Origin of the sequence: Polynucleobacter sp. MWH-Aus1W21, from assembly GCF_018687275.1 — a bacterium.
In the GTDB taxonomy this organism is placed as follows: domain Bacteria; phylum Pseudomonadota; class Gammaproteobacteria; order Burkholderiales; family Burkholderiaceae; genus Polynucleobacter.
This window is the reverse complement of the sequence record NZ_CP061287.1, coordinates 354,082-377,073: the sequence shown is the minus strand read 5'-3', so window position 1 is coordinate 377,073 and position 22,992 is coordinate 354,082. Positions and strand designations below refer to the sequence as shown.

28 protein-coding genes are annotated in these 22,992 nt (G+C 44.9%); 13 read left to right on the top strand and 15 right to left on the bottom strand.

Going from position 1 to position 22,992, the window contains the following annotated elements; genetic code table 11:
- The first annotated feature begins 131 nt into the window (after window positions 1-131).
- Entirely contained in the window at window positions 132-1,328 is a 1,197-nt protein-coding gene (locus ICW03_RS02000; protein ID WP_215348477.1) for an MFS transporter, read from the top strand.
- Here ICW03_RS02000 and ICW03_RS01995 read toward each other — a convergent pair.
- Window positions 1,325-2,341 carry a DUF6352 family protein gene (locus ICW03_RS01995; RefSeq protein WP_215348475.1) on the bottom strand — a complete coding sequence of 339 codons (1,017 nt, stop codon included), beginning with the start codon at window positions 2,339-2,341 and terminating at the stop codon, window positions 1,325-1,327. The genes ICW03_RS02000 and ICW03_RS01995 overlap by 4 nt on opposite strands.
- 87 nt (window positions 2,342-2,428) lie before the next feature.
- On the opposite strand from ICW03_RS01995, the gene ICW03_RS01990 reads away from it, so the two are divergent.
- The gene (locus tag ICW03_RS01990; protein WP_072583173.1) at window positions 2,429-2,776 is read left to right on the top strand and encodes an FKBP-type peptidyl-prolyl cis-trans isomerase; all 348 of its coding nucleotides are present in this window, start codon (window positions 2,429-2,431) and stop codon (window positions 2,774-2,776) included.
- Between the two features lie 69 nt (window positions 2,777-2,845).
- Here ICW03_RS01990 and ICW03_RS01985 read toward each other — a convergent pair whose 3' ends face one another.
- Window positions 2,846-3,805 carry a transglycosylase SLT domain-containing protein gene (locus tag ICW03_RS01985; protein ID WP_251374483.1) on the bottom strand — a complete coding sequence of 320 codons (960 nt, stop codon included), beginning with the start codon at window positions 3,803-3,805 and terminating at the stop codon, window positions 2,846-2,848.
- Window positions 3,806-4,347: 542 nt separating this feature from the next.
- Here ICW03_RS01985 and ICW03_RS01980 point away from each other — a divergent pair.
- Window positions 4,348-5,373, top strand: a complete 1,026-nt coding sequence (locus ICW03_RS01980) for a DNA/RNA non-specific endonuclease (RefSeq protein ID WP_215348471.1) — start codon at window positions 4,348-4,350, stop codon at window positions 5,371-5,373.
- Here ICW03_RS01980 and ICW03_RS01975 read toward each other — a convergent pair.
- Window positions 5,365-5,607 carry a DUF3820 family protein gene (locus ICW03_RS01975; protein ID WP_215348469.1) on the bottom strand — a complete coding sequence of 81 codons (243 nt, stop codon included), beginning with the start codon at window positions 5,605-5,607 and terminating at the stop codon, window positions 5,365-5,367. The genes ICW03_RS01980 and ICW03_RS01975 overlap by 9 nt on opposite strands.
- A gap of 151 nt (window positions 5,608-5,758) precedes the next feature.
- Between ICW03_RS01975 and ICW03_RS01970 the strand changes: the two genes are divergently transcribed.
- The 5 genes from ICW03_RS01970 to ICW03_RS01950 are packed head-to-tail and all read left to right on the top strand — an operon-like array spanning window position 5,759 to window position 8,694.
- Window positions 5,759-6,673 (top strand): DUF6662 family protein, encoded by a 915-nt coding sequence (locus tag ICW03_RS01970; protein ID WP_215348467.1) that lies wholly within the window; start codon window positions 5,759-5,761, stop codon window positions 6,671-6,673.
- Window positions 6,674-6,680: 7 nt separating this feature from the next.
- Window positions 6,681-6,872, top strand: a complete 192-nt coding sequence (locus ICW03_RS01965; RefSeq protein WP_215348465.1) for a hypothetical protein — start codon at window positions 6,681-6,683, stop codon at window positions 6,870-6,872.
- Window positions 6,873-6,878: 6 nt separating this feature from the next.
- Window positions 6,879-7,454, top strand: coding sequence for an FMN-binding protein (locus ICW03_RS01960; RefSeq protein ID WP_251374428.1), 576 nt, complete (start codon window positions 6,879-6,881; stop codon window positions 7,452-7,454).
- Window positions 7,451-8,272 (top strand): FAD:protein FMN transferase, encoded by an 822-nt coding sequence (locus tag ICW03_RS01955; RefSeq protein WP_215348463.1) that lies wholly within the window; start codon window positions 7,451-7,453, stop codon window positions 8,270-8,272. Before ICW03_RS01960 ends, ICW03_RS01955 begins: the two co-directional genes overlap by 4 nt.
- Window positions 8,269-8,694 carry a hypothetical protein gene (locus ICW03_RS01950; protein ID WP_215348461.1) on the top strand — a complete coding sequence of 142 codons (426 nt, stop codon included), beginning with the start codon at window positions 8,269-8,271 and terminating at the stop codon, window positions 8,692-8,694. Before ICW03_RS01955 ends, ICW03_RS01950 begins: the two co-directional genes overlap by 4 nt.
- On the opposite strand, the gene ICW03_RS01945 is transcribed toward ICW03_RS01950, so the two are convergent.
- The 3 genes from ICW03_RS01945 to ICW03_RS01935 form a co-directional block, all read right to left on the bottom strand.
- Entirely contained in the window at window positions 8,691-9,209 is a 519-nt protein-coding gene (locus ICW03_RS01945; RefSeq protein WP_215348459.1) for a DUF6803 family protein, read from the bottom strand. The genes ICW03_RS01950 and ICW03_RS01945 overlap by 4 nt on opposite strands.
- Before the next feature lie 85 nt (window positions 9,210-9,294).
- Window positions 9,295-9,606 (bottom strand): metalloregulator ArsR/SmtB family transcription factor, encoded by a 312-nt coding sequence (locus ICW03_RS01940; protein WP_215348458.1) that lies wholly within the window; start codon window positions 9,604-9,606, stop codon window positions 9,295-9,297.
- A gap of 1 nt (window position 9,607) precedes the next feature.
- Window positions 9,608-10,480 carry an MBL fold metallo-hydrolase gene (locus ICW03_RS01935; RefSeq protein WP_215348457.1) on the bottom strand — a complete coding sequence of 291 codons (873 nt, stop codon included), beginning with the start codon at window positions 10,478-10,480 and terminating at the stop codon, window positions 9,608-9,610.
- Between the two features lie 91 nt (window positions 10,481-10,571).
- Here ICW03_RS01935 and ICW03_RS01930 point away from each other — a divergent pair, with 91 nt between their 5' ends.
- Complete coding sequence (locus tag ICW03_RS01930) at window positions 10,572-11,393, top strand: sulfite exporter TauE/SafE family protein (RefSeq protein WP_215348456.1); 822 nt, start codon at window positions 10,572-10,574, stop codon at window positions 11,391-11,393.
- A gap of 59 nt (window positions 11,394-11,452) precedes the next feature.
- Window positions 11,453-11,953 (top strand): hypothetical protein, encoded by a 501-nt coding sequence (locus tag ICW03_RS01925; protein WP_215348455.1) that lies wholly within the window; start codon window positions 11,453-11,455, stop codon window positions 11,951-11,953.
- A 66-nt stretch (window positions 11,954-12,019) separates the two neighbouring features.
- Here ICW03_RS01925 and ICW03_RS01920 read toward each other — a convergent pair whose 3' ends face one another.
- From ICW03_RS01920 to ICW03_RS01895, 6 genes are all read right to left on the bottom strand, one after another.
- Window positions 12,020-12,748, bottom strand: coding sequence for an ABC transporter ATP-binding protein (locus ICW03_RS01920; protein ID WP_215348454.1), 729 nt, complete (start codon window positions 12,746-12,748; stop codon window positions 12,020-12,022).
- Window positions 12,749-12,778: 30 nt separating this feature from the next.
- On the bottom strand, window positions 12,779-14,707 hold the full coding sequence (locus ICW03_RS01915) for an ATP-binding cassette domain-containing protein (RefSeq protein ID WP_215348453.1): 1,929 nt from the start codon (window positions 14,705-14,707) through the stop codon (window positions 12,779-12,781).
- Window positions 14,707-15,585 carry a branched-chain amino acid ABC transporter permease gene (locus ICW03_RS01910; RefSeq protein ID WP_215348452.1) on the bottom strand — a complete coding sequence of 293 codons (879 nt, stop codon included), beginning with the start codon at window positions 15,583-15,585 and terminating at the stop codon, window positions 14,707-14,709. The genes ICW03_RS01915 and ICW03_RS01910 overlap by 1 nt, the downstream gene beginning before the upstream one ends.
- A gap of 144 nt (window positions 15,586-15,729) precedes the next feature.
- Entirely contained in the window at window positions 15,730-16,914 is a 1,185-nt protein-coding gene (locus ICW03_RS01905) for an ABC transporter substrate-binding protein (RefSeq protein ID WP_215348451.1), read from the bottom strand.
- Between the two features lie 135 nt (window positions 16,915-17,049).
- Window positions 17,050-17,937 carry an EamA family transporter gene (locus ICW03_RS01900; RefSeq protein ID WP_215350091.1) on the bottom strand — a complete coding sequence of 296 codons (888 nt, stop codon included), beginning with the start codon at window positions 17,935-17,937 and terminating at the stop codon, window positions 17,050-17,052.
- A 37-nt stretch (window positions 17,938-17,974) separates the two neighbouring features.
- Window positions 17,975-19,609 (bottom strand): GMC family oxidoreductase, encoded by a 1,635-nt coding sequence (locus ICW03_RS01895; protein ID WP_215348450.1) that lies wholly within the window; start codon window positions 19,607-19,609, stop codon window positions 17,975-17,977.
- A gap of 111 nt (window positions 19,610-19,720) precedes the next feature.
- On the opposite strand from ICW03_RS01895, the gene yjgA reads away from it, so the two are divergent.
- On the top strand, window positions 19,721-20,248 hold the full coding sequence (yjgA, locus tag ICW03_RS01890; RefSeq protein WP_215348449.1) for a ribosome biogenesis factor YjgA: 528 nt from the start codon (window positions 19,721-19,723) through the stop codon (window positions 20,246-20,248).
- A gap of 12 nt (window positions 20,249-20,260) precedes the next feature.
- Here the strand turns inward: yjgA and ICW03_RS01885 are convergent, their stop codons facing one another.
- Genes ICW03_RS01885 through ICW03_RS01875 form a run of 3 tightly spaced genes read right to left on the bottom strand, consistent with a single transcriptional unit; the run spans window position 20,261 to window position 22,139 of the window.
- Entirely contained in the window at window positions 20,261-21,322 is a 1,062-nt protein-coding gene (locus ICW03_RS01885; RefSeq protein WP_215348448.1) for an acyltransferase, read from the bottom strand.
- A gap of 16 nt (window positions 21,323-21,338) precedes the next feature.
- On the bottom strand, window positions 21,339-21,515 hold the full coding sequence (locus ICW03_RS01880; RefSeq protein ID WP_215348447.1) for a hypothetical protein: 177 nt from the start codon (window positions 21,513-21,515) through the stop codon (window positions 21,339-21,341).
- A 45-nt stretch (window positions 21,516-21,560) separates the two neighbouring features.
- On the bottom strand, window positions 21,561-22,139 hold the full coding sequence (locus ICW03_RS01875) for an HdeD family acid-resistance protein (protein ID WP_215348446.1): 579 nt from the start codon (window positions 22,137-22,139) through the stop codon (window positions 21,561-21,563).
- 184 nt (window positions 22,140-22,323) lie between these two features.
- On the opposite strand from ICW03_RS01875, the gene ICW03_RS01870 reads away from it, so the two are divergent.
- Together ICW03_RS01870 and ICW03_RS01865 are read left to right on the top strand one after the other, a co-directional pair.
- Complete coding sequence (locus ICW03_RS01870) at window positions 22,324-22,548, top strand: hypothetical protein (RefSeq protein WP_215348445.1); 225 nt, start codon at window positions 22,324-22,326, stop codon at window positions 22,546-22,548.
- Between the two features lie 4 nt (window positions 22,549-22,552).
- Window positions 22,553-22,924 (top strand): hypothetical protein, encoded by a 372-nt coding sequence (locus ICW03_RS01865; protein ID WP_215348444.1) that lies wholly within the window; start codon window positions 22,553-22,555, stop codon window positions 22,922-22,924.
- Window positions 22,925-22,992 lie beyond the last annotated feature (68 nt).

Genomic DNA, 22,992 nt, shown 5'->3' with positions numbered 1-22,992 from the left:
CGAGTTCTCCATTTTAAATCATTGGACTTGGCAAAAATGGTGGTTTTGACACCGAAAATGGCCGATAGAGGGCAATTTAAGGGAATCCACCGAGCTAACCGATACTGCAAATTCACCGTAAACTGCAAGCCATGACCAGCAAACATCCCTTACTCAATAGAAACCTGGTGCTGCTGATCATTTGTCAGGGGCTATTTCTCACCAATAATGTCACCTTTATTGCCATTAACGGACTCGTAGGACTTAGCCTTGCTCCGGTGAGTTGGATGGCTACCCTGCCAGTTATGGGCTATGTAGTTGGAGGCGCCTTTTCCACCTCCATCGTAGCCAAATCCCAGAACCATTTTGGCCGCAAGATTTCCTTTCAACTAGGCCTTCTAGTGGCAATGCTGTCCGCTCTTTTATGTGCGTATGCTGCTGTGAGTAAAAACTTTTGGCTTTTGGTCATAGGTACTTTTATTGCCGGCTACTACAGCGCTAATGGTCAGCTTTATCGCTTTGCTGCAGCAGAACTCACAGATCTAAAGCAGCGCGACAAAGCCGTTTCTTGGGTTCTTGCTGGTGGCATCCTTGGTGCCGTCATCGGGCCCAATCTCGCCTCATGGACTCGAGACCTTTTTGATACAGCCTTTTTGGGCGCCTATCTCACGCTTTCTATCGCTGGCTTCATCGGCATCTTTGTAATGCAGTTCATTCACTTTCCCCAAGAGTTAAAAACGCAACACTCACTCTCCGATGGGCGACCCTTAAGCGTGATACTTAGTCAACCCGTCTTTGTGGTTGCCATTATTGGTGCAGCTTTAGGCTATGGGGTCATGAATCTATTAATGGCGGCCACGCCTTTAGCAATGCAGATCTGTGGCTTACCCTTTTCTGACACTGCTTTGGTTCTGGAGTGGCATGTGATTGGAATGTTTGCACCCGGATTTTTTACAGGTTCTCTTATTCAGAGATTTGGGACATTAAAAATTATGGGTGTCGGAGTGCTACTAAACTTCGCCTGTATCGCCATTGCACTTACCGGTACTGACCTGCATCAATTCTTTATCGCTTTATTTTTACTTGGCGTTGGCTGGAACTTTTTATTTACTGGCGCTACATCTTTGGCAATGACTGCCTATCAACCCAACGAACGCGATAAAGCACAAGCAGCAATTAACTTCTTCGTCTTTGGCACCATGGCTTTCACCTCTTTTGGCTCAGGCGCCCTCGTCACCTCTCAGGGTTGGAGCATTCTGAATTGGGGATCACTGGCTCCCGTGGTGATTACTGGGCTTGCACTTTACTGGCTTGCTCAGCAGCGTAAAAAGTCGGCGACTCCAGCTTAAGAAGCTTTTGCTAGCGGCAAGTTAAATAATAGATTTTGAGGTTTTAGCTTGAGCTGCTGCTGATCGTTCATGGCAATAGCCATATAGACTGGCTTACCAGCTTGAGCCTTGGCAACAGCAGCTTCATCAATAAAGTCCAGTCGGAATAAGCAAATCACTTTTTGCAGCTCATCTGCCTCAACCAACTCTTTGTTGTAAAGCTTATTCAGAACTTCAGTTGCAGCCGCATCCAAGCCAACGTGCCATGACCATTTGGGATCGCTAATTTGCTGCATTGGTGTAATGCGCACACTGGCACCTAAAAAGTGCTTGACCCATTTTTCTAAAACGCGACAAAAACGATTAATAGGCTCGTGCCCAAAATTGAGTTGCACTGCCAAATCAAAATCTTCATTACGCGACCAATACTCATCCGCATTGTCTTCATGGAGCACATCTAGATCAGCCGATCTCATGGTCATCGACTTACCCTTTAGTAAATCCATGATGTTGCCTGTATCGCCAGCCTGAGCATTACGTGCAATCACTTCTTCATCCGCGCCCATCACGATGCCATCTTCAATGACGGTGATTTTCTGATTTCTAAAGAAGAGTTCTCCCATGCGCACCTCTAATGGATGCGCCTCATCGCCAAGAATATGTCTGATAAAAATTTGGGCCAGTAAAGATATAAATAAAGGCGGCACATCCACTCCCTCGCCTTTGAAGAGACTCATATAAAAAGCCTCTAGAGAGCTGGCTGACAGCAGGCGCGCCCGGTAGCGCAACCAGACACGATAGTTCTCCTGAATGTCCTCATCAGCCATTGCAGCAATATCTGCTTCAACCACTTCATCGCGAGGGTTATCCATCAAACGCTGATGCAAGGTCCGTTCAGCGGGGCAAGATTCCGACACTAGCGAGAGCTCAGGCCTTGCCATATATGTACGCAAAAAGTCGTCTGTAACCAGCAACTGGCGATCGGGGCTGATTGCCAGGGTCTTATATGCGGAATTTACCCAATAATTTGTCATACGTTTTAACTAAAGTTAGCGTGCCATCAGAATTGATAAAGCTCAGAATATACTAGCCAGTCAATTTGCGTGAAATAGGAAAACATTATGAGTGAACTCAAAAAAATCGATACCGTTGTTGGCGAAGGCAAAGAAGCTGCAGCAGGTAATCATGTGGACGTACATTACACCGGCTGGCTATACGACGAAAAGGCTGCTGATCACAAAGGTCAAAAGTTTGATAGCTCATTAGATCGTGGCCAACTCTTTAGCTTCCCTTTGGGTGCTGGGCATGTCATTAAGGGCTGGGATGAAGGCGTAGCGGGCATGAAAATTGGCGGCAAACGCACTTTGATCATTCCTTCTGAAATGGGCTACGGACCACGCGGTGCTGGCGGCGTTATTCCCCCTAATGCTACTCTCGTATTTGATGTGGAATTACACGGCGTTAATTAAGAGATCTTAGTCAGCGGTAAAGCAAAAGCCACCCTCGGGTGGCTTTTTATATTTTGCAATTCTGAAATCTTAAGAACGAATGTCCTTACCATTTAAGGTTAAGCGATTCGTTGAGCGGTTTTGGCACAAGCTAATGAGGCGATTTCTTTCTGCCATGACCTTGTCAGCGTAACCTCCATCATCCTCAGCATTAGCGGCGCCAACGTAGTACTTCAAGCCATTGCGCAATGAACCAGCTGTAGCAATCAGATACTTCAGGATATAGGCGCCAACACGAATATTGACCTCTGGCTTAACAGCCTCAGAGGTGCCGCCAAAAATTGCATATTTATCTTTATGTACTGAAGTCATTACCTGCATCAAACCTTCAGCGCCAGCATGACTCTTTGTATTTGGATTGAAATTGGATTCCACGGAAATCACTGCCAACAAAAGGACTGGATCAATGTTGACTTCTTTGGCAATCAAGATGGTACTGGAAACATACTCTTCAATCTTCGAGCGATCGAGGCTATATTTCTTCTCAAAGAAATCTGCCACAGCCCGTTGGTTCTGTATGGAACCCATGAGATTACTATCCAAAGCCTGGGGATCAATCTTCGAGGCTGGAATGCGATCAGACAAATGAGAAATTGACTTCACCTGCATTTGCGCTACTGAAGGCATTAACAAAGCAACTGTTTGTTGCTTAGCACTCACCAAACCAGTAGTAGCTGAAAATTTAGACTTGTTATAGATCACTGCTGCGATTTCAGTATCTGCGGCCGGAGCAGCAGCTACTTCATTAGCATCCTTATATTGGTTGAGCATGCCAAAGCCATTGCTCCACACCATGTGCCGAGCTTCATCTGGGACCAGAACGCGCGCCAAGTCGAAAGCACCAGCGTTAGTACCGCTGCCTGAAAGCCAAAGACCAACCACCATAAATACAGTAACAACGAGTAAGCCATTAATAACTCGATAGACCGGAGCCATGGCATGCGCAAGCAGATCTTTGGCAGCCAACATGGTTGACTGTGGATTCTGCATATCGCTCAAATTGTTAGGTAAACATTTACTCATTCATTGTTTGCAAGACCTCAAAAAACTGAACTGCCGTTTTATGCTGCATTGCAATATCTAAAAAACATGGGTCATCCTAAGAAGATTCTTATATCAAGTCAAGAATAAAGAAGCTAAAAACCATAACTTATCCATCTAGAAATCAGGAAACTCCCGTATGTGCACCCCAAAAGCCATATATAAGCTAATTAAATCAAGTACTTATAAATGTTAGGGGGCGCTAATTTCACTCTATAAAAAATTACATAAAACCAGACTTTTTTGTGATTTTCCAAAAAAAATGGAAGCTCAAAAACCATACATCTAGTGTTTTCATGCCTCTCCTTTTCTATGGGTAGTAGGGGATGGGAGTCTATTGCAATGCGCCATCCACAGTGAGAGATACGGCTATAGGCGGCACTTAAGATGCAGAAAACATCCGATCTTGCCCAGATCTCTTATTAGCCATGTAGCTAGCTCTAGATAAAAAGTGGGCCTTGCTATTAGAAGAGGTCCTACACTTAGAACCCATGAAATTTCTACGCAGCCTGCTGTTCCTCGCATCCCTCTCAATCTCACTAACTACTTTTGCAGCCTTTGATGACTGCAAGGGTCTTTTTCCACGCCAGCAAATACCCATTAGCAATCAGGCTGGAAGAGATCTCTGCTTTGATGGTTTCGCGATTTACTACTCCCCTCAAGATAAGAAACCTATTTACACGGTAGAGAAACTTAACAAAGAACAATTTTCTGTCCCGCACCCGCGAAGAACTAATCAGTTTTACGAAGAGGCCAGGTTGCCCTTCTCTGAACGCGCCTTGCTCTCAGATTACCGCGGCAGCGGCTATGACCGCGGCCACAACGCACCCGCAGGTGATATGAGTAATGAACGCTCCATGGCTCAATCATTCTCGTTGGCGAACATGATGCCCCAGGCAAGACAAAACAATCAGGGCATCTGGGCAAAGAATGTTGAGGAGCCCACTCGCGCCTACGTAAAAAGAGCTGCTGGCGATATTTATGTATTTACCGGATCCACTGGCAATAGCGGTAGCATCGGCAGAAGTCGCGTGACAATACCGAGTCATCTCTTCAAGCTGGTTTATGACCCCAGCAAAAATACTGCATGGGCTTATTGGATTGAGAATACCAACGAAGCCAATATGACACCCCCAATTAGCTACAAAGATTTGGTGCAAAAAACGGGGATTGATTTTCAATTACCTGGGGTCGATGATGCAGCTAGCCCGGGTGCCATAGCCTCAGAACCATTGAAAACAAAGGGCCAAAAGCCTTTGATTGGTGGCTGGTATCCAGTATTTTTTGATGCCTATTCATCAAGCAAGCTCAATGAGGTAATTGACAGCATCAAGGCGGGTAAGGTGGAGAGTATTCAAATTCAATACGACCGCAATGAGAGTCTCGCAAAACAAATTTTCTTGCAAATTGAGTCCCAAACGAATCTCAAGACAAACTTGCTACAAAGCAGTCCACCAGAATCAGCAACTACGACTTACGAACGCAACCGCGTTACTCTCATTATTCGCTCAAAGTAATTTGGTTTTAGCCGCAAGGCCATGAGCTCGCTGGATTGGCGCCAGCAGTCCACGCAAACCATTGTGATCAAGGGTGTGCATCAACTCAAGCAATTGACCTAACTCACTCTTAGGAAAACCTTCGCGCGCAAACCAAGCCAAATAATTTCCTGGCAAATCAGCCAAAGCACGCCCTGCGTACTTACCAAAAGGCATTTTCATCAAAACAAGTTTTTCCAGGGACTCAGCGTTCATTGAGGGAAATATTACAAGCAAAGAGGAGTAGAAAGAAAAATTTCATCATTTCTAAGGCTATGGTCATTTATTTAGTTGAGAATCATTCTCATTTGATGTTATATTGAGAACCATTCTCATTTAGATTTTTATCCATCAACCTCAAATGACCATGAAATTGACTATTAATAGACTTCTCGCTTTCAGCATCTTTCTTCTTGCAACCCTACATTTCTCATTTGCCCACGCGGGTGAGGGTGCCTTCGGCTGGATTTACACCCTAGATTTACAACCCAAAGGAAAGCTAGAGTTTGAGCAACGACTACAACTGAATAAGCAACAGGCGTCGGGCACCTACGATGCATGGACCGCAAGAACAGAGTTGGAGTACGGCCTAACCAACGATCTACAAGTAGCAGGTTATATCAACTCTTACTACACCAGCGCCAATCAAAATTACACCAATCCGGAGGCCTGTGGCGACTCCTCAACCTGTACGGGTGGTTACGGGGTACCTTCTGCACATGACCCTGCTACAGCCTATAAAAAAAGTGGCATCGAGGGTGGATCTCTTGAGGCCATCTATCGCATCACCAATCCAGTCACTTCACCAGTCGGCGTTGGGCTTTACCTTGAACCTACTTGGGGTAGAAATAAGGATGAATTAGAAGCAAGACTTTTACTGCAATCGAACTTTATTGATGATCGATTAATTTTGGCAGGCAACGTCGTGGTCGCCAATGAACGCCTAAAGTTTATTGAAAACGGCAATGTTCCAGAATCGATGTTGGACTTCTTAGTTGGCGCAAGCTATCGCTTCGCCCCCAAATGGTCTGCCGGAGTAGAGGCGCGTTTTCATAATGACTATTCCGAATTGAATTTACGCAATCAAGTACAAAGAGCAACATTTATCGGCCCTAACGTGCACTATGCGGCAAAGGATTGGTGGGTAACGGGTGCCTGGCGCTATCAACTTGCAGGCGGAACCTGTATGGGCGGCGGTGAAGCGGAATGCTCAAACGCCCGTGTTTGGGATAGTCACTCAGTAAATGAATTCATTGTCAAAGTTGGCTTCCCCCTTAACTAAAAACCAAATGAAAGAACTTATGGAAATTCAGAATCTATTAGTTGCGGCTCTGACTCACTTAGTCAAATTTCAAGCGACACAATGCCAAACTGCCAAGCAACGAGCGCTCATGATGTTTGAAAAGCTATCTACTCTTCAAGGTGTCAACCCAGAAATCCAAGCGCTTTGTAATGAAGCAAATGAACTACTTACTGCTTAAATTGAAATGATGATTTGGAAACCGAACCCATTGGCCCTTATTGGCCTGGCAATGCTGAGTGCGCCCATGATTGCCCATGCAAAAATTTATGTTTCTGTAGAGCAGGCGCAGAAGATTCTCTTTCCTAATAAAGCGCTCTCAAAGACGCCCATCATCATTACCGATGATCTGCAAGACAAGATGCGTGCGGCATCCAGCATTCGCCATCCTTTTCAAGGAGATCGCATCTGGAAATCATCTGACGGTAGTTGGCTAGTCATTGATGAAGTGGTTGGTAAGCACGAGATGATTACCTATGCAGTTGCCATTAATCCCAATGGCAGCATTGCAGGTATTGAAGTCTTGGAATACGTAGAGTCTTATGGCTATGAAGTAGCTGAGGCGCAATGGCGCAAGCAATTTATTGGCAAGACGGCGAATGACCCTATTAAGCTCAACCAGGACATTCAAAATATTGGGGGAGCTACCCTCTCCTGCAAGCATCTCACTGATGGCGTGAAGCGAGTTGCCGTTTTATATGAGTTAGCCCTGAAAAACACCGCTTCACCAAACGCTCAATCACAAACTATCAAAGCAAAATGATTCGCTGCAAACCCCTGCTTGGAACCTTTGTGGAGATCTCCATTGATGAGGATGATGGGTTAATGGCAATTGACTATGCTTTTGATGCCATTCAGAAAGTCCAAGACCTGATGGGATTTCATAACGCTCAAAGTGAACTTAGCCTAATCAATCAATATTCCCATGCTGAGGCAGTAGAAATTCACCCATGGACTGCGCAAGTTATTAGGATCGCTAAAGAGATTTACCTTGCTTCCAATGGTTTATTTAATTGCGGCATTGGCCATCGCTTAGTTGCAGCAGGCTTATTACCAAGGCACATTACCTTTTCGAATCACGAATTGGGAGGCATTGAGGATATTGAATTTTTGGCGCCAGATCTTGTCAAATCAGTGAGACCAGTCTGCCTTGATCTTGGCGGAATTGCTAAAGGGTTTGCAGTAGATATGGCTGTCAGAGTGCTCATATCGGAAGGAATATGCTCTGGCTCCGTGAATGCGGGCGGCGACCTTCGGGTATTTGGCAATACCTCTTTCCCCATTCAAATTCGCAATCCAGAGCTACCTGAAGAGTTAATAGAAGTTGGCTCTTTAAAGGATGGAGCAATCGCCACAAGCAGCCTTTACTTTGCAAAAAGAGATGGCCAAATTAGTTACATCATTAACCCATTAGCTCAGCATTTCTCTGAAGTACATGCGGAGGTTTCGGGCTCATTTTCGATTTTGGCAAAAGAGTGTATTTATGCAGATGCTCTAACCAAAGTTTTAGCTCTAAGCAACAACGAGAATCACCCATGTTTTGAGCGCTTCTCCGCTCAGGCACTGAGGATTGCAGCATGAGTCGCCTTGGGAAAATGCCTAACTGGCAAAGAACATTCGTTATTTATGGAATGATGGCTTGCTCAGTAACCGGAATCCTGTATTTACTAGGGCATCAATTTCAAATACAGCGTGCAACTCTAGGCACACATAGCATCCTCGCCGCCCACGGTATCGCTGCCATGCTAGCAACCTTGGCTCTTGGCTCAGTACTGCCATTTCATATCAAGGCGGGATATAAGTCAAAGAAGCAATGGTGGAGTGGCTTTAGTCAGCTGGCCTTTCTTGCTGCTCTCCTCATTTCTGGCGCCTTACTTTATTACGGCCCCGAAGAAATAAGAGATGGGGTGATAGATACCCACTGGATAGTGGGCCTACTCTTTTTTACTATTTTTATCTTGCATGCTTTTTCAAAACTTCGTAGCACCAAAAAACTGCATTAATGCGCGTGAGAAGCAGGCATTGGTGCGTCCACTGAATGAGCAGTGCCCTGATAGCCAAGTAAGCCAGGATCAAGCATACCGCTAATCATCGCAATATGCCCAAAGACCAAGAACAGAGCCACACAGATTGCATGAATCTTGAGCTTGCCCTCTTGATTTAATTTCTTATTAACAAAGCCCAATTCTTGCAATGCAATCCAGATCAATGGCAATCCACCAATCAAATAGGACCCAACTGCCACCATATCGATTACCGTTCTCCACTCTCCTGCTTTAGTAATAGGAATTACTGCCGTCAACAGGAGATAGCCAATAACACCAATGAAGTAAATTCCGACGGCCGCGCCAGCAAAGCGGTTCAGGCCCCATACAAAACCATGGAACTTTCTAGTAAATAGAATATAGAGCTCGGTAATTGCTAAAGTTTCGGCTAGAACAATCGGAATCGCCATGAAGATCATCAAATTCCACGGCTGATTCTCTGCCAATAGCTGCATGTAATGGGTCATATTCATATGGGGATCCTATTCCTACTCAAACTAATAGAAAGATATGCTCAGCATACACCCCAAGCAACATAAAACCTAAGGGTTGATATTGTTATCTTTTGCAGTAGTGCTTATAAAGCAGACTCATTACAGCTACGGCAACTTCACTGGCTAGAGAATAGTAAATTTGCTTACCCTCTCTGCGTGTCTTTACCAACTTTTCTGTACGAAGCACAGTTAATTGCTGTGATAACGTAGGCTGATGCAAATCCAAAGCAGCCTCTAACTCGCTGACACACTTTTCGCCTTGGCCGATCTCACACAAGAGCATCATACGGTCGCTATTAGACAAGACTTTCATCAACTTACAGGCATCAGCAGCTGACGCCTGCATTTTCTTTAGCTCAGATTTTGTAATGGTCATGTTAGAGAGCGTTTAATGGGATTTTTAAATAAGATTTACCATTGGCCTCCGGCTCCGGAAGATGGCCTGCACGGATATTGACCTGAATAGATGGCAATATCAGATTAGGCATATCTAGAGTCGCATCCCGCTTAGTGCGCATTTGTACAAATTCCTCCTCAGTTACCCCATCATGCACATGAATATTCGATTTTTTCTCCTCACCCACGGTGGTGCAATAAGCCTCAGGGCGATCCGTAGGCGGATAGTCATGACACATATATAACTTTGTCTCATTAGGGTAAGCCAATACTTTCTGAATAGACCGATATAAAGTCTGAGCACTGCCACCCGGAAAGTCACAACGCGCCGTTCCAACATCAGGCATGAAGAGGGTATCCCCAACAAATAGCGCATCCCCAATTTCATAAGCCATGCAAGCAGGTGTATGGCCAGGCACGTATAGGGCCCTTAAAGAGAGGTCGCCGAACTGCAATGATTCATCATCTTCTAACAAGTAATCAAACTGGGATCCATCAATAGCAAATTTCTCATCAAGATTAAAGACGCCCTTAAATACATTTTGTACATTGGTAATATGATCACCAATGACGATTTTTCCGCCTAACTTATTTTGAATATAAGGCGCCGCAGTTAAGTGGTCAGCATGCGCGTGAGTTTCAAGTATCCAAGTGAGCTGCAATTGCTCACCTTGAATAAAACCAATCACTTCATCGGCAGACCGAGTGGAGGTTCTGCCTGACTTGGGGTCATAGTTCAATACGGAGTCTATAACTACACAGGGACTTTTCTTGCCCGCATAAACCACATAAGTAAAAGTCCAGGTTTCTGGATCAAAAAACGCCTTAATGTTAGGGGTCGAGTTTGGGTTCATGGCAGACTTTCGTAAAAATACCGTCAATATCAATGAAAAATGGCAATTGATATATATATTTATATATTATCTTAATATAAAATTAATTGCAATGGACTACTCAATCTTCATTAGCCCCGCTCTAGGCCTGATCGTGGGCCTACTCATGGGCCTTACTGGTGCAGGGGGCGGCATCCTATCTGTGCCATTGCTAGTTTTTGTCTTGCATCTACCTGTAGCGGAGGCGGCACCAGTTTCTCTCTCCGCTATTGCGCTCTCTGCGGGCGTGGGTGCACTACTGGGTTTAAAAAATAAAATTTTGCGCTACAAAGCGGCTGGCTTCATGGCGTTATTTGGACTCCTCCTCTCCCCGGCTGGACTTTGGGTTGCTCAAAAGATTCCTAATGCACCGCTACTGATGCTCTTTAGTCTGACTCTTTTCTATGTGTCTATTCGCTTATATCGCCAGGCATACAAAGAAATTCGCGGCATACCTGATTTTGAAGGCAAACCTCCACCACCATGCCTATTAGATGCCTCTAGGGGCAAGTTGGCCTGGAATATTCCATGCGCGAGAGCTCTTATGTATTCAGGTGGAGTAGCAGGTTTTCTTTCTGGGCTACTAGGCGTAGGTGGTGGCTTTGTGATTGTTCCCGCGCTGAAACGTTTTACAGATCTACCAGTGCAATCGATTGTTGCCACCTCACTAGGAGTGCTTGCCATTATCTCTGGTGGTGGCGTGGCGTTCTCTGCCATCTCAGGGAATTTAGATTTGGCGCTCGCAGCACCCTTTTCTCTTGGAGCTTTATGCGGCCTTTTAATAGGTCGAGCACTAGGTAAAAAATTAAGTGGCCCAAGGCTACAACAAATTTTTGCCATACTCACGCTTGGCGTTGCGATCAGCCTAACCATTAAAGGCATTAACGCATTTTGAGATTTCCTTTGCAATCTCTCCCTTATCTTTTGTTAGTCATTCTCTTGGGAGTTCTACTGATGTCTATAAGTAAACCAAGCTCTTTGCTATCAAGCTCTATTAGCTCGATTTCTGGCACAGTGAGCAATCTCAACAATGAGCTACTCGAATATGTAAACCCTGAAAAGCCTACACACGACCACTCCTCGGTCTACTACAAGCGCTTTTATATCTCTAAATTTAATTTGGGCGACAAGGCAATCGAAGCCACTTTTTCCTCCCCCATGCAGATTGCTGATGGCGATTTAATTGCCGTGTCGGGATATCAAAAAGGCGACACTCTGCAAGTGCTTGCCTATAGCAACCAAACACAGCAAGTCAGCAGCAATGAAAATTGGATCGTTTTAGGTCTAGGCGCCCTATTCTTCTTTGCAGTGGCAATTGGATTGCTGAATAGCGAGCTGGTTATTGAAGGCGCGCTCATCCCCAAACTTTTTTTATTCGGATTTACTTTAGTGGCTATTTATATGGGTTACCGAGCGCTCTTGATACGTGAAGCTATTAAGCTGATATCAAGCTGATTACACTCTGAAAAAGAAAAAGCCCTTATTACTAAGGGCTTTTTTCACTGTAGCTTGGATAACTACTTAGTGGCCACCAGCACCACCTAAGTAAGCTGCTTTAACAGCTGGATCATCCTTAAGCTTGGCAGCTGGTCCGTGAGTAGCAATCTTGCCATTCTCAAGAACATAGCCATAGTCAGCAACGTTCAAAGCTGCCGCAGCAAACTGCTCAACCAGCAACATAGTGACGCCTTGTGATTTCAAGTTGGAGATGATCTTAAATACTTCTTCAACCAAGATTGGTGCAAGACCCATAGATGGCTCATCCAAGAGAATAATCTCTGGATTGAGCATCACTGCACGGGCCATCGCCAACATTTGTTGCTCACCACCAGATAGCGTTCCAGCCAATTGATTGCGACGCTCTTTAAGACGCGGGAACATTTCGAGAGACTTCTCGAGGTCATTCTTGATGTCACCCTTTGGACGGCTGCCTGTAAAGCGTGGAAACGCGCCCAACAATAAATTGTCGGTTACTGACATAGTCGTAAATACGCGACGACCTTCAGGGCTGTGAGCCAAACCTAAGCGAGCGATTTTATGAGAGTCGTAACCATCAATTTTTTCACCACCTAGAGTGACCTCACCAGCTGTTGGTTTGATCATGCCAGTAATAGCGCGCATGGTTGTTGTTTTGCCGGCGCCGTTTGAGCCAATCAATGTAATCACCTGTCCTTTTGGAACATCAATATTGATGCCGTGGAGGACTTTGACTTTGCCATAGCCTGCTTCAAGATTCTTAATAGATAACATGGTATTTACCGATTCAATATGTTCTAGTGATTAAGTACCCAAGTAGGCATGAATCACCTTCTCGTCTGCCTGAACTTCAGCTGGTTTACCTTCTGCAATCTTCTGACCGAAGTCCAATACAGAAACGGTATCGCAAACTGACATCACCACATCCATGTGATGCTCAATCAGGATGAAGGTAATACCGCTATCGCGGATCTTACGAATAATGCGCAAGAGTTCTTTAATGTCAGGAGCTGTCAAGCCTGCTGCTGGCTCATCCAACAAGAGCAACTCAGGATCCAATGCCAAGGCACGGGCAATCTCGAGTAAGCGCTGCTTACCATATGGCAAGTTACGCGCCTCTTCATTAGCCAAGTCATCCAAACCAACGAACTTGAGAAGCGCCATTGCACGAGCATGAGCTTCAGCCTCTTCACGCTTGTAGCGTGGCAGATTCAAGGCAATTTCCACCATGTTTGACTTGAAGGTGTGATGCAAGCCAACCAAAATATTTTGGATAGCAGTCATTTCACCGAAAAGCTGAACGTTTTGGAAGGTACGTGCAATACCAGATAAAGCGATGTCTGAAGATGTCTTACCAACAACGCTTTCGCCAGCATAGAGAACGTTACCTGCTGTAGGCACGTAAATACCTGTCAACACGTTCATCATCGTGCTCTTACCGGAACCGTTAGGGCCGATCAGACCATGAATAGTGCCGCGCTTGATACTGAGATCAACATTGTTCAATGCCTTCAAGCCACCGAACTGCATCAATACAGAGTCAACTTTCAAGAGCTCAGTACCAGTGTTGGTATTGGCAACAGTGCTAATAAAGCTAATGGAGTCATCAACCACTTCAGCGTCACCGCCACGAGTAGTTTTTGCTTTGCCAACGATTGACTGATAGAAGCTTTTCGCAAAACCAACAATACCGTTTTGCAAGTAGTACACCACCAACAAAATCATAAAGCCGAAAATACTCAAGCGCCAGTCAGAGATGCTATTCAACCAGAATGAAAACGCTGCCAAACCCACTACACCAGCGATAGGCACTGCTACGCGACGTAGAGTTGTGACTTTCTTGGACAGAGCCATTGCTGCTCCAACCACAACAACGATTGCAATAACGGAAGCAACAATACGGAACAAGAAAATATCGTCTAGCAACTTAGGCAGCAAAACAATAATAGCCGCGCCAATGACTGCACCAAGGCGAGACTTACGTCCACCCATGATGATGCCGAGCAAGAACAAAACAGCAAGTTCGTTGTTGTAAGTATTTGGTGAAATATATTGCTCTGAGTAGGCGTACAAGCAACCAGCCAAACCTGCAAAAGCAGCGCTAATCACAAATGCGATCACCTTAAAGCGATATACGGAAACGCCCATACAGTCACAGGCAATCGGGCTATCACGCAAGGCTTCAAAGGCGCGACCAATTTGTGACTTTACAAAACGGTCTACAACGATCATGGAAAGGATCAAGATAACGGAAACCAGCCAGAAGTACTCCGCCTTGGTCATCGGAACACCCATCAACTCAGGCTTTGGAATCTTGATGCCCAATGGGCCCTCAGTCAACCAAGTCATCTCGTTAATCAGAATTTGTGCGATCGTGCCAAATGCCAAGGTCACCATCGCCAAATAAGGTCCAATTACCTTCAAGGCTGGTAATGCCAAGATGCCGCCGAAGATCGCTGTAACAATAATAGCTGCCGGAATATTGACCCAAATTGGTAAACCAAAGTGGAAGTACAAAACACCAGCAGTATAGGAACCGATTCCGAATAAGGCAGCGTGTCCTAAGGAAACCTGACCTACATAACCCACCACGATGTCCAAACCAAATAACAGAATGGTGTAGATCAGAATGGTTTCAACCAAGTGAATGTAATAAGGATTGTGAATAAAGAGGGGCAATACAAAGAGCCCCGCAATTGCAATTAATAGAGGGATTAGAGACTTCTTCATCATTAAACTTTCTTAATTGCAGATTTACCAAAGAGGCCTGATGGTTTGTATGCCAGCACTAGCAAGAGCAAGATCAAACCCGGCACATCTTTATAGCCAGTAGAGATATAAAAGCCTGTAGCTGTCTCCACAATTCCGAGGATCAAGCCACCAACAATAATTCCCATACCGCTTGAGAGACCACCAATAATCGCTACTGCGAAGGCCTTCAAACCTAATGCACCGCCCATAGCGGCGCCAGTCAATGTCAACGGGGCAATTAATACCCCAGCAAATGCTGCGGTCAATGAAGATAATGCGTATGAGAAGGTGATTACAACGCTGGTATTAATACCCATCAAACCAGCGGCATCACGGTCGTTTGCAGTAGCAACAACCGCTTTGCCATAAATTGTTTTGCGGTTAAAAAATTCTACTAACAGCATCATGACCAACGCACCAACCACCACCAATATTTCCATTGGCAAAATATTTGCACCTAGGAATTCCATTGGCTCCATTGGCAAAGGTGATGGGAATGGCAATGCATCGCGACCCCAAATGTTTTCAGCAACGTTCTTGAAAATAATCCCGAGAGCGATAGTGGACATAATCCAACCAAACTCGGATTTAATTTTGATTGCGGGACGTACGCCGATTAACTCAACGAAGCTACCCTGAATCATGCCGAATAAGCAAACGACTGGAATCATTACCCAGTAGTTCATGCCAAAAGTGTCAACGCAGGTTAAACCTACGAGAGCACCCAACATCAGCGCCTCACCTTGACCGAAGTTCAAAGTGCCGGATGTGGCAAAAGTGAGCTGGAAACCGAAAGCGATTACCGCATAGATCATCCCCACAGCGATACCGCTTGAGAGGATTTGTGCAAGCATGTCCATTATTGTTGGCCTAAAAGATACTTAAAACTGTTTTATTAACAAATCCGACATTGTAAGCAAAACGCCGCTTTTTGGGCGGCGCTTTGTTTTAACAATTGCTGCAGTGCAAAATTAAATTATTTTTGCCTGCTTTGCTAGGCTGAATTACTTCTTCTTAGGAGCTGCGTCCTCAGCATTCAAGAACTCAACACGGCCGTTTTCTACAACGCCCATGACTACGTCTTTAGCCTTGATTGCTTCATGGTCAGTTTTGCTAAATGGCTTGTTGTAAGCCATTACAACGCCGTCAACTGGAGCATTCAAGCTCTCCAAAGCAGCCAAAATCTTTGGTCCTTCTGTGCTGTTAGCTTGCTTGATAGCGGCAGCCAAGAGGTATACAGAGTCATAACCTTGAGCTGCTGATACTGGAGAAGCGATGATGCCGTTCTTTGGCTTGAAATCCTTCAGGTATGCATCTACGAAAGCTTTACGCTTTGGTGTAGTTGCAGGGTTCTGAATGAAAGTCTCTGGCATTGTTGCGCCGTTACCGTTCTTACCAGCTGTATCAATGAAGCTAGCCATAGACAATGTCCATGAACCAATCATTGGCTTCTTCCAACCCAACTTCGCCATACCGTTAGCAATTTGTGCCAACTCAGGTCCAATTGCGTAAGTCAAAATCACATCTGCACCAGCATTTTTTGCTTTGAGCAATTGTGAAGTCATATCGACGTCACCAATGTTGAACTTCTCAGTAGCTACTGGAGTTACGCCATAGCCCTTCAAAGCCTTTTCTAAGTCTTCACGACCCAACTGACCGTAGTTTGTAGAGTCAGCCAAGATAGCCACTTTCTTCAAGCCACGCTTCTCAACTGCCTCTTTAGCGATCATTGGTGCTTGAATGTTGTCGGCTGCAGCGTTACGGAAAATATAGTTTTCTGGTGCGTTAGGGAATTGCTTAGTAACAATTGTGCCTGTTGCCACGTTGTTCATTACTGGAATCTTCGCATCTTGATAGAAACGTTGCGCAGCCAATGAAACACCAGTATTAATAAAGCCCAAAGTTGCAACTACTTTTTCGTTGTTGATCAACTCTTGTGCGATTTGCACACCACGCTCATTTTTTGCTTCATCGTCGCGCTCAACCAAAACGATTTTGTTGCCATTGATACCACCAGCAGCATTAATCTCTTTCGTAGCAAGACGCACACCATCACGCATACTTACGCCCATTGAGGCAGAGCCGCCAGTGAAAGGTCCTGAAACACCAAGTTTGATATCGGCAGCGTAAGCACCGGTTGCAAGCATTGCAGTAGCAGCTACTGCAAAAATGTGACGACGAATTTTCATAAAGTCTCCATGACTAAAAATTGCTAATGAATAAATACTTTTTTATGGGTAAAACACAAACGAACAGTTATCTTACTGTTAATACAATGGCAAAAAAAGAGGTATCTATAAGGGTTTTACATTAGCCCTAATGGCCTAGAAAAATCGGTGTTTGAGGCTGCGCTCAATTCCTGGCCAGAATAAATTCACTATCAAGCCAGTGATTACTAACCCCGCAGCCATGATCTTCCATAAGGGCAATGGTTCAGACAAGAAATAAGCCGATGCACCCATACCAAAGATTGGCACTAATAACGGCGCTGGAGCGACTAAAGCGGCAGGGTGTTTCGATAACAACCACCCCCAGGCAGCGTAACCAAACAAGGTATTAGCCCAAGATTGCCAAAGTACGCCCGCCCAAGCCCCCGCAGGAGCTGACAGGGTCACGTCCCACAAATGCGCTGGGCCGCCCTCAAAGATTAGGGAGATCAGTAGCAAGGGGGGAATAGAGAAGGCGCTGGCCCAAACCACATACGAGAGCATATTGATAGAACCGGCTTGGCGGCTAACTGTATTGGCGACCCCCCAGGAAAGTCCTGCAAAGACTACAAGCGCCAAGCCCAGGAAAGTCGTAGTTGCATCTGTGTGCACCGCAATAATTCCAAGACCGACCATTGCTATGGCAACCGCCACGGCCTGATAAAGCCTTAGATACTCTTTGGCAAAAAACATGGCAAAGCCAATAGTGAAGAAGACCTGGGTCTGAACTACCAGGGAAGCCAATCCCGGAGAAATCTGGCTATTTACTGCGTAATACATCACACCGAACTGCCCCACCCCGGTTGCCAAACCATAAATACAGAGATTGCTCCATAACACTTTTGGCCTTGGTATAAAGAAGACCAAAGGCAACAAAACAAAGAAATAACGCAAAGCTGCGAAATAAAAAGGTGGGAACGATCCCAGACTATTTTTGATGACGACAAAGTTGGTACCCCAAACTGCCACAATTCCCAAAGCTAGCAACAAATGACTTGCTGGCAACTGCTGATGATGCTCAGCAGCGCGAGGGCTTTGCAGGCTACTCACTTGTGAGCAATTCAACTGCGCGCTGCGCAATCATCATAGTAGGCGCCGCAGTATTGCCAGAGGTAATCGTTGGCATTGCAGAAGCATCAACTACCCTCAGATGATGAATACCTCTAACCCGCAACTGTGAATCAAGAACCGCCATTGAGTCATCATCGCACCCCATCTTGCAAGTACCCACCGGATGGAAAATCGTAGTACCAATATCTCCCGCCGCCTTTACTAACTCTTCATTGCTTTGGTACTGCGCACCAGGCTTGTATTCTTCTGGATCATAAGGGCCAAGCGCAGCTTGTTGGGCAATTTTGCGAGTTAAACGTAAAGATTCTGCTGCCACCTTGCGATCTTCTTCGGTCGATAAATAATTAGGGCTAATAACAGGCGGCGCCTCTGGATCTCTTGAATTGATGTGCACACTACCGCGTGAAGTGGGACGCAAATTGCAAACGCTCGCAGTAAATGCATTGAATGAATGTAAGTCTTCGCCAAACTTTTCTAGAGATAAAGGTTGAACGTGATACTCCAAGTTCGCACTCTTTTGCTCTGGTGAGCTATAGGCAAATGCGCCGAGCTGTGATGGCGCCATCGACATTGGGCCAGAGCGCTTGAAGAGGTACTCCAAGCCAATCATCATTTTTCCAATAAGCGTATTAGCTTTTGTATTTAGAGTTTTAATACCACTCACTTTGTAAACCATACGAAGCTGTAAATGGTCTTGCAGATTTTCACCAACACCTGGGAGATCAGTGATCACCGGGATGCCTAATTGATTGAGGCGTACTGCAGCCCCAATGCCAGAGCGCTCCAGAATTTGTACGCTACCAATAGCACCGCCACTCAGCAGTACTTCACCGCCCTGCTCAATGGCACACAAGGCATCACATGTTTGAGCATTCTTAATATACTCAACGCCATAACAATTTTTAGTTGCGGGATCGATCTTCAATTTATTCACTACCGCTTCAGTAATAACAGTGAGGTTGCTACGCTTAGCCGCATCTCTTAAAAATGCCTTTGAGGTATTTAAACGCCAACCAGCACGTTGACTTACATCAAAGTAACCCACACCAAAGTTGTCGCCACGATTGAAGTCATCAGATGCTGGAATGCCAGCCTGCACGGCAGCATCCTTAAAGCGATCCATAATGGGCCAACGCAGACGCTGCTTAGATACGGTCCACTCACCACCCTTGCCGTGCCATTGATTGGCAGCACCGTGATAATCCTCGAATGACATGTAACGCTTGAGTGCATTTTCCCATGACCAAGCATCGTCACCCGTTGCTTGCACCCAAGATTCGTAATCACCCGCTTGCCCACGCATATAGATCATGCCGTTAATTGACGAGCAACCACCGAGAACGCGACCACGGGGATATAACAAGGATCTACCGTTTAAACCTTTTTCTGCAGCAGTCTTAAAACGCCAATCTGCTCTTGGGTTATCAATGCAATATAAATAACCAACCGGAATATGAATCCAAATATAGTTGTCGTTCTTACCTGCTTCGATCAGCAAGACCTTCTTGTTAGGGTTTTCAGTCAAACGCTTGGCCAACATGCAGCCGGCACTGCCTGCTCCAATAATGATGTAGTCGTACGTGTTTGTTTGACTTGCTTTACTCATGTCTCTATTTTTTTGTGTCCATTTTTAAACTCTATTATTTACCAAATCTTCGAATTTGAAGAAATTAGGCAATTCAGCTAGAAACCCTAAATACCCGTCTAAAATAGCTAAATGCATATTAATGAGAAGAATCGCACTCCCAAGGTGGTTGACGCCGATGAAGGGCCAAGCAAGTCAGAGCTAAAGCGCCAAATGACTGAGCGCCAGAAGCTGGCCGAAGTGTTGGCTGCCCTCAGTAGCGATGCTTTAAAAACGATTCCTTTAGATGAAGCCATCAAGGCTGCCATTGCAGAAACCAACAAGATTAAAAGTTTTGAGGCGATTCGTCGTCACAAGCAATATCTTGGAAAACTCATGCGCTTTTTGGATGAAGAAGAGTTAGATGCCATTCAGAAACGATTGGATGCCATTCAGGGTGTGAGTAAAGCTGAAACTGCAAAACTGCATTTTCTAGAGAGCTATCGCGATAGACTAATTGCGAATGACGAAGTATTTACCAAGATGATTGAGCAATATCCGGATATGGATATTCAAAATATGCGCACCTTGATTCGAAATGCGCGCAAAGAGAGGGAACAAAACAAACCGCCTAAGGCTTATCGCGAGATTTTCCGCATTCTCAAAGACATGGGTCTTTAAACCTAGCTCGAACTAGACCTTCAGTTTGTTTGCTGGAACCTCTATCCAGCGATAAACATAATTAGCCGCTATCACACTAGTTGTTATAACCCCCAGCATCAATGCAATAGCCAATGAACCACTTTCATGTGCGTGCAAACCAAAGGCAATATAGATTGTGTTTGCCAGCAAGATAAATGCGAAGTGAATTAAGAAAGCAGAGTAGGAGCGCTGACTGCCCCAAGCAATAGCCTTTACGAAGCCCTTCTGAGCAACGGCGTTGGGATATTGAGTGCCGCCCCATAAATACAGGGCTAGAGCTACAAACCAGGCTAGAAAGTTTCTTAACCAAATTTGCTGAAATGATACGGCAGTAATAATCAACCCAATCAAGATCAATGCCGCCTTAGCCAAACGCTGGATGCCTAGATCTTGAAAATGGCTGGCTAAATAAGCTAGCACCCCTAAGCCATATGAGCCAATGAAGTAAATGAAGTAGGCTTCATAGTCAGTCGAGCGATTAAAGAACAGCAAAGAACTAACGGCTAGAACGCTAATTAACCAAATCAAGGCTTGGTAACTCGGAAAAGAGATAAATAAGATTGCAAGCACTGAATACAACTGCCAATCAATTGCTACATACCAAGCGCCAGCAGAAATAGAATCTAAACCTAAGATACCCTGTATAAAAAAAAGGTGCGCTAGAAATTGCGACAGTGTTTCTGATTCGCCAACGAATTCATCATTGACCCAGAAACGAGCAATGTATGCACATGCAATAGTAAAAAGAAGTGCGGCAGCATACGGCGCAAACAAACGTAGATATCGATTCAGTATCAACTTGAGCAAACGATTGGGGTTAAATTTGGCACTGCCGAAACGACTCAAAGATTGAGCGGCCAAATAGCCCGCCATTACCAAAAAGATTTGAACTGCATAGCGCCCGTATTCAAATAGCCAAGTCATTAGACCTGGCAGAACGCGACGAGCATCTTCTGCAATTTGCCCGTAACTTGATAGGTGATGCAGGATGATTAACAGGGCCGCAAAGACCTTGAGGAAATCAATGAGAAAAAGCGGTCCTGTTTGTTTCAAGTATTAGTTACAAATATTATTTAGCTTTGGTTTTGCCCATCAAAGAAGCTAGCAAAGGGTTGGCATTTGCTAATTCTTTTTTCGTTTTTGCCTTCTCATCAGCCCCTAGCTTTGGAGTCTTAGCAGCGTTTTTCATTCCCTGCGCAGTTTTCAAAGCTAAATTCTTATAGAGATCGGTTTTTTTCATTGCCATGACGAATACTCTTTGCTCTGTTTTCTAAATCGAAGATCTACTGAGTTATTTAATGAGCGAGCGCGCTGCAAGGCCCATAAACAACATCGACCACCCTTGCAACAAGAGCTCAATCGCAATCAACATCCCTGGAAGCCAAAGGCTAGATTCTGGATATCCATTCATGATCAGCACACCCATGAGGATAGAGATCGCTGAAGACAATACCAGCCAAAACCATTCACGAAAGTGTCGGTGCTGGAATGCCGAGATTAGACGCAATGCACCCGTAACAAAAAAGATAGCCGCGAGCCATAAGGTAATTGCTTCAAGTGCGGGAATTGGGAAAGCCCAAGTAAAGATAGCTGCTGCAATATAAAGTGCCGCTAAAACAAGCTGCACTCCTACACTTTTCCAGCCCTGCGATTTAAGGGCATGAACACCCTGGAGAAGACCGCCAGCAAACAAGAAAATGCCTAAGACATTCACTGTAATAAATGAGAATAAGGTTTGACCTGCAATTCCAATCATGCCTAGTACGATGAATAAAATTCCAAGACCAATTAAGGCGCCAGGAATTTTGGCAGCTGCGCCCAACACTTTTGTACGGAGCTCCTGAATCTGAGCAGTTGATAGTTCGGCCATATGAGCGCTTTCGAATGAAGTAATTGAAAAGTAGCCTCTACTGTATCAACAAACGCCTTTTGACCTTGAATAATGATGATAGATAAGCCCCAAACCAGCACTAGGCTAGAGAAAAAACAAAAACAGGTATTCTTTAGCCTTTACAGCCAATCCCTTGAGATTGTTAGCAAAGAAAGTTTTGAGTATGGATAACACCCTAACCGTTATTTTAGGTATCGTCGCGATACTCCTACCGCTGGTCGTGGGGCGTATTTTCTGGAAGCGCTTTGACCATTATTTTGGCAGAGGCGATGAAGCCTACATGGACACCTTGGAGTATTTTTTAAAGAAGATTGGCTCAACCGTTTTAGTTGCTTTTGTTATTTTGTGGATTGGCATCAGCCTCGTTTTTAACGGCAGCGCCTCATAAAACCATGGGCGACCAATTTAAGATCATTCTTCTTAAAGCAAAGCTCAATCTTGCGATCCTAGCTTCAATTCTGGTTATTGCAGTTTTGGGAAAGTTCACATACCCCGAGCTCACTAACAGCATATTTGTCATCGCTGATCAGCTCGTTTCGGATCTCTACATTGTGTTTATCGCCATTACCTTAGGCGCTTTCGTGCCTAACTTTAAGCTAGTAGCATTTGGATCGATTGCTGCATTCATTGTTGCTGCAATTCTGGTGCAGATGGGCGTCTACACCTACCTCACTATTGAATATTTATTCGCGGTACTATTCGTTGTTCTTGGGTTTGCCTCTATTGCCAATCTCTACAGGCACTATCGAGAAAACGGACTTTAAAAACCTAGCGCTCTTTTTAAATGAGCGTCAGTAATAAAAAGCCCCGAATATCGGGGCTTTTTATTTAG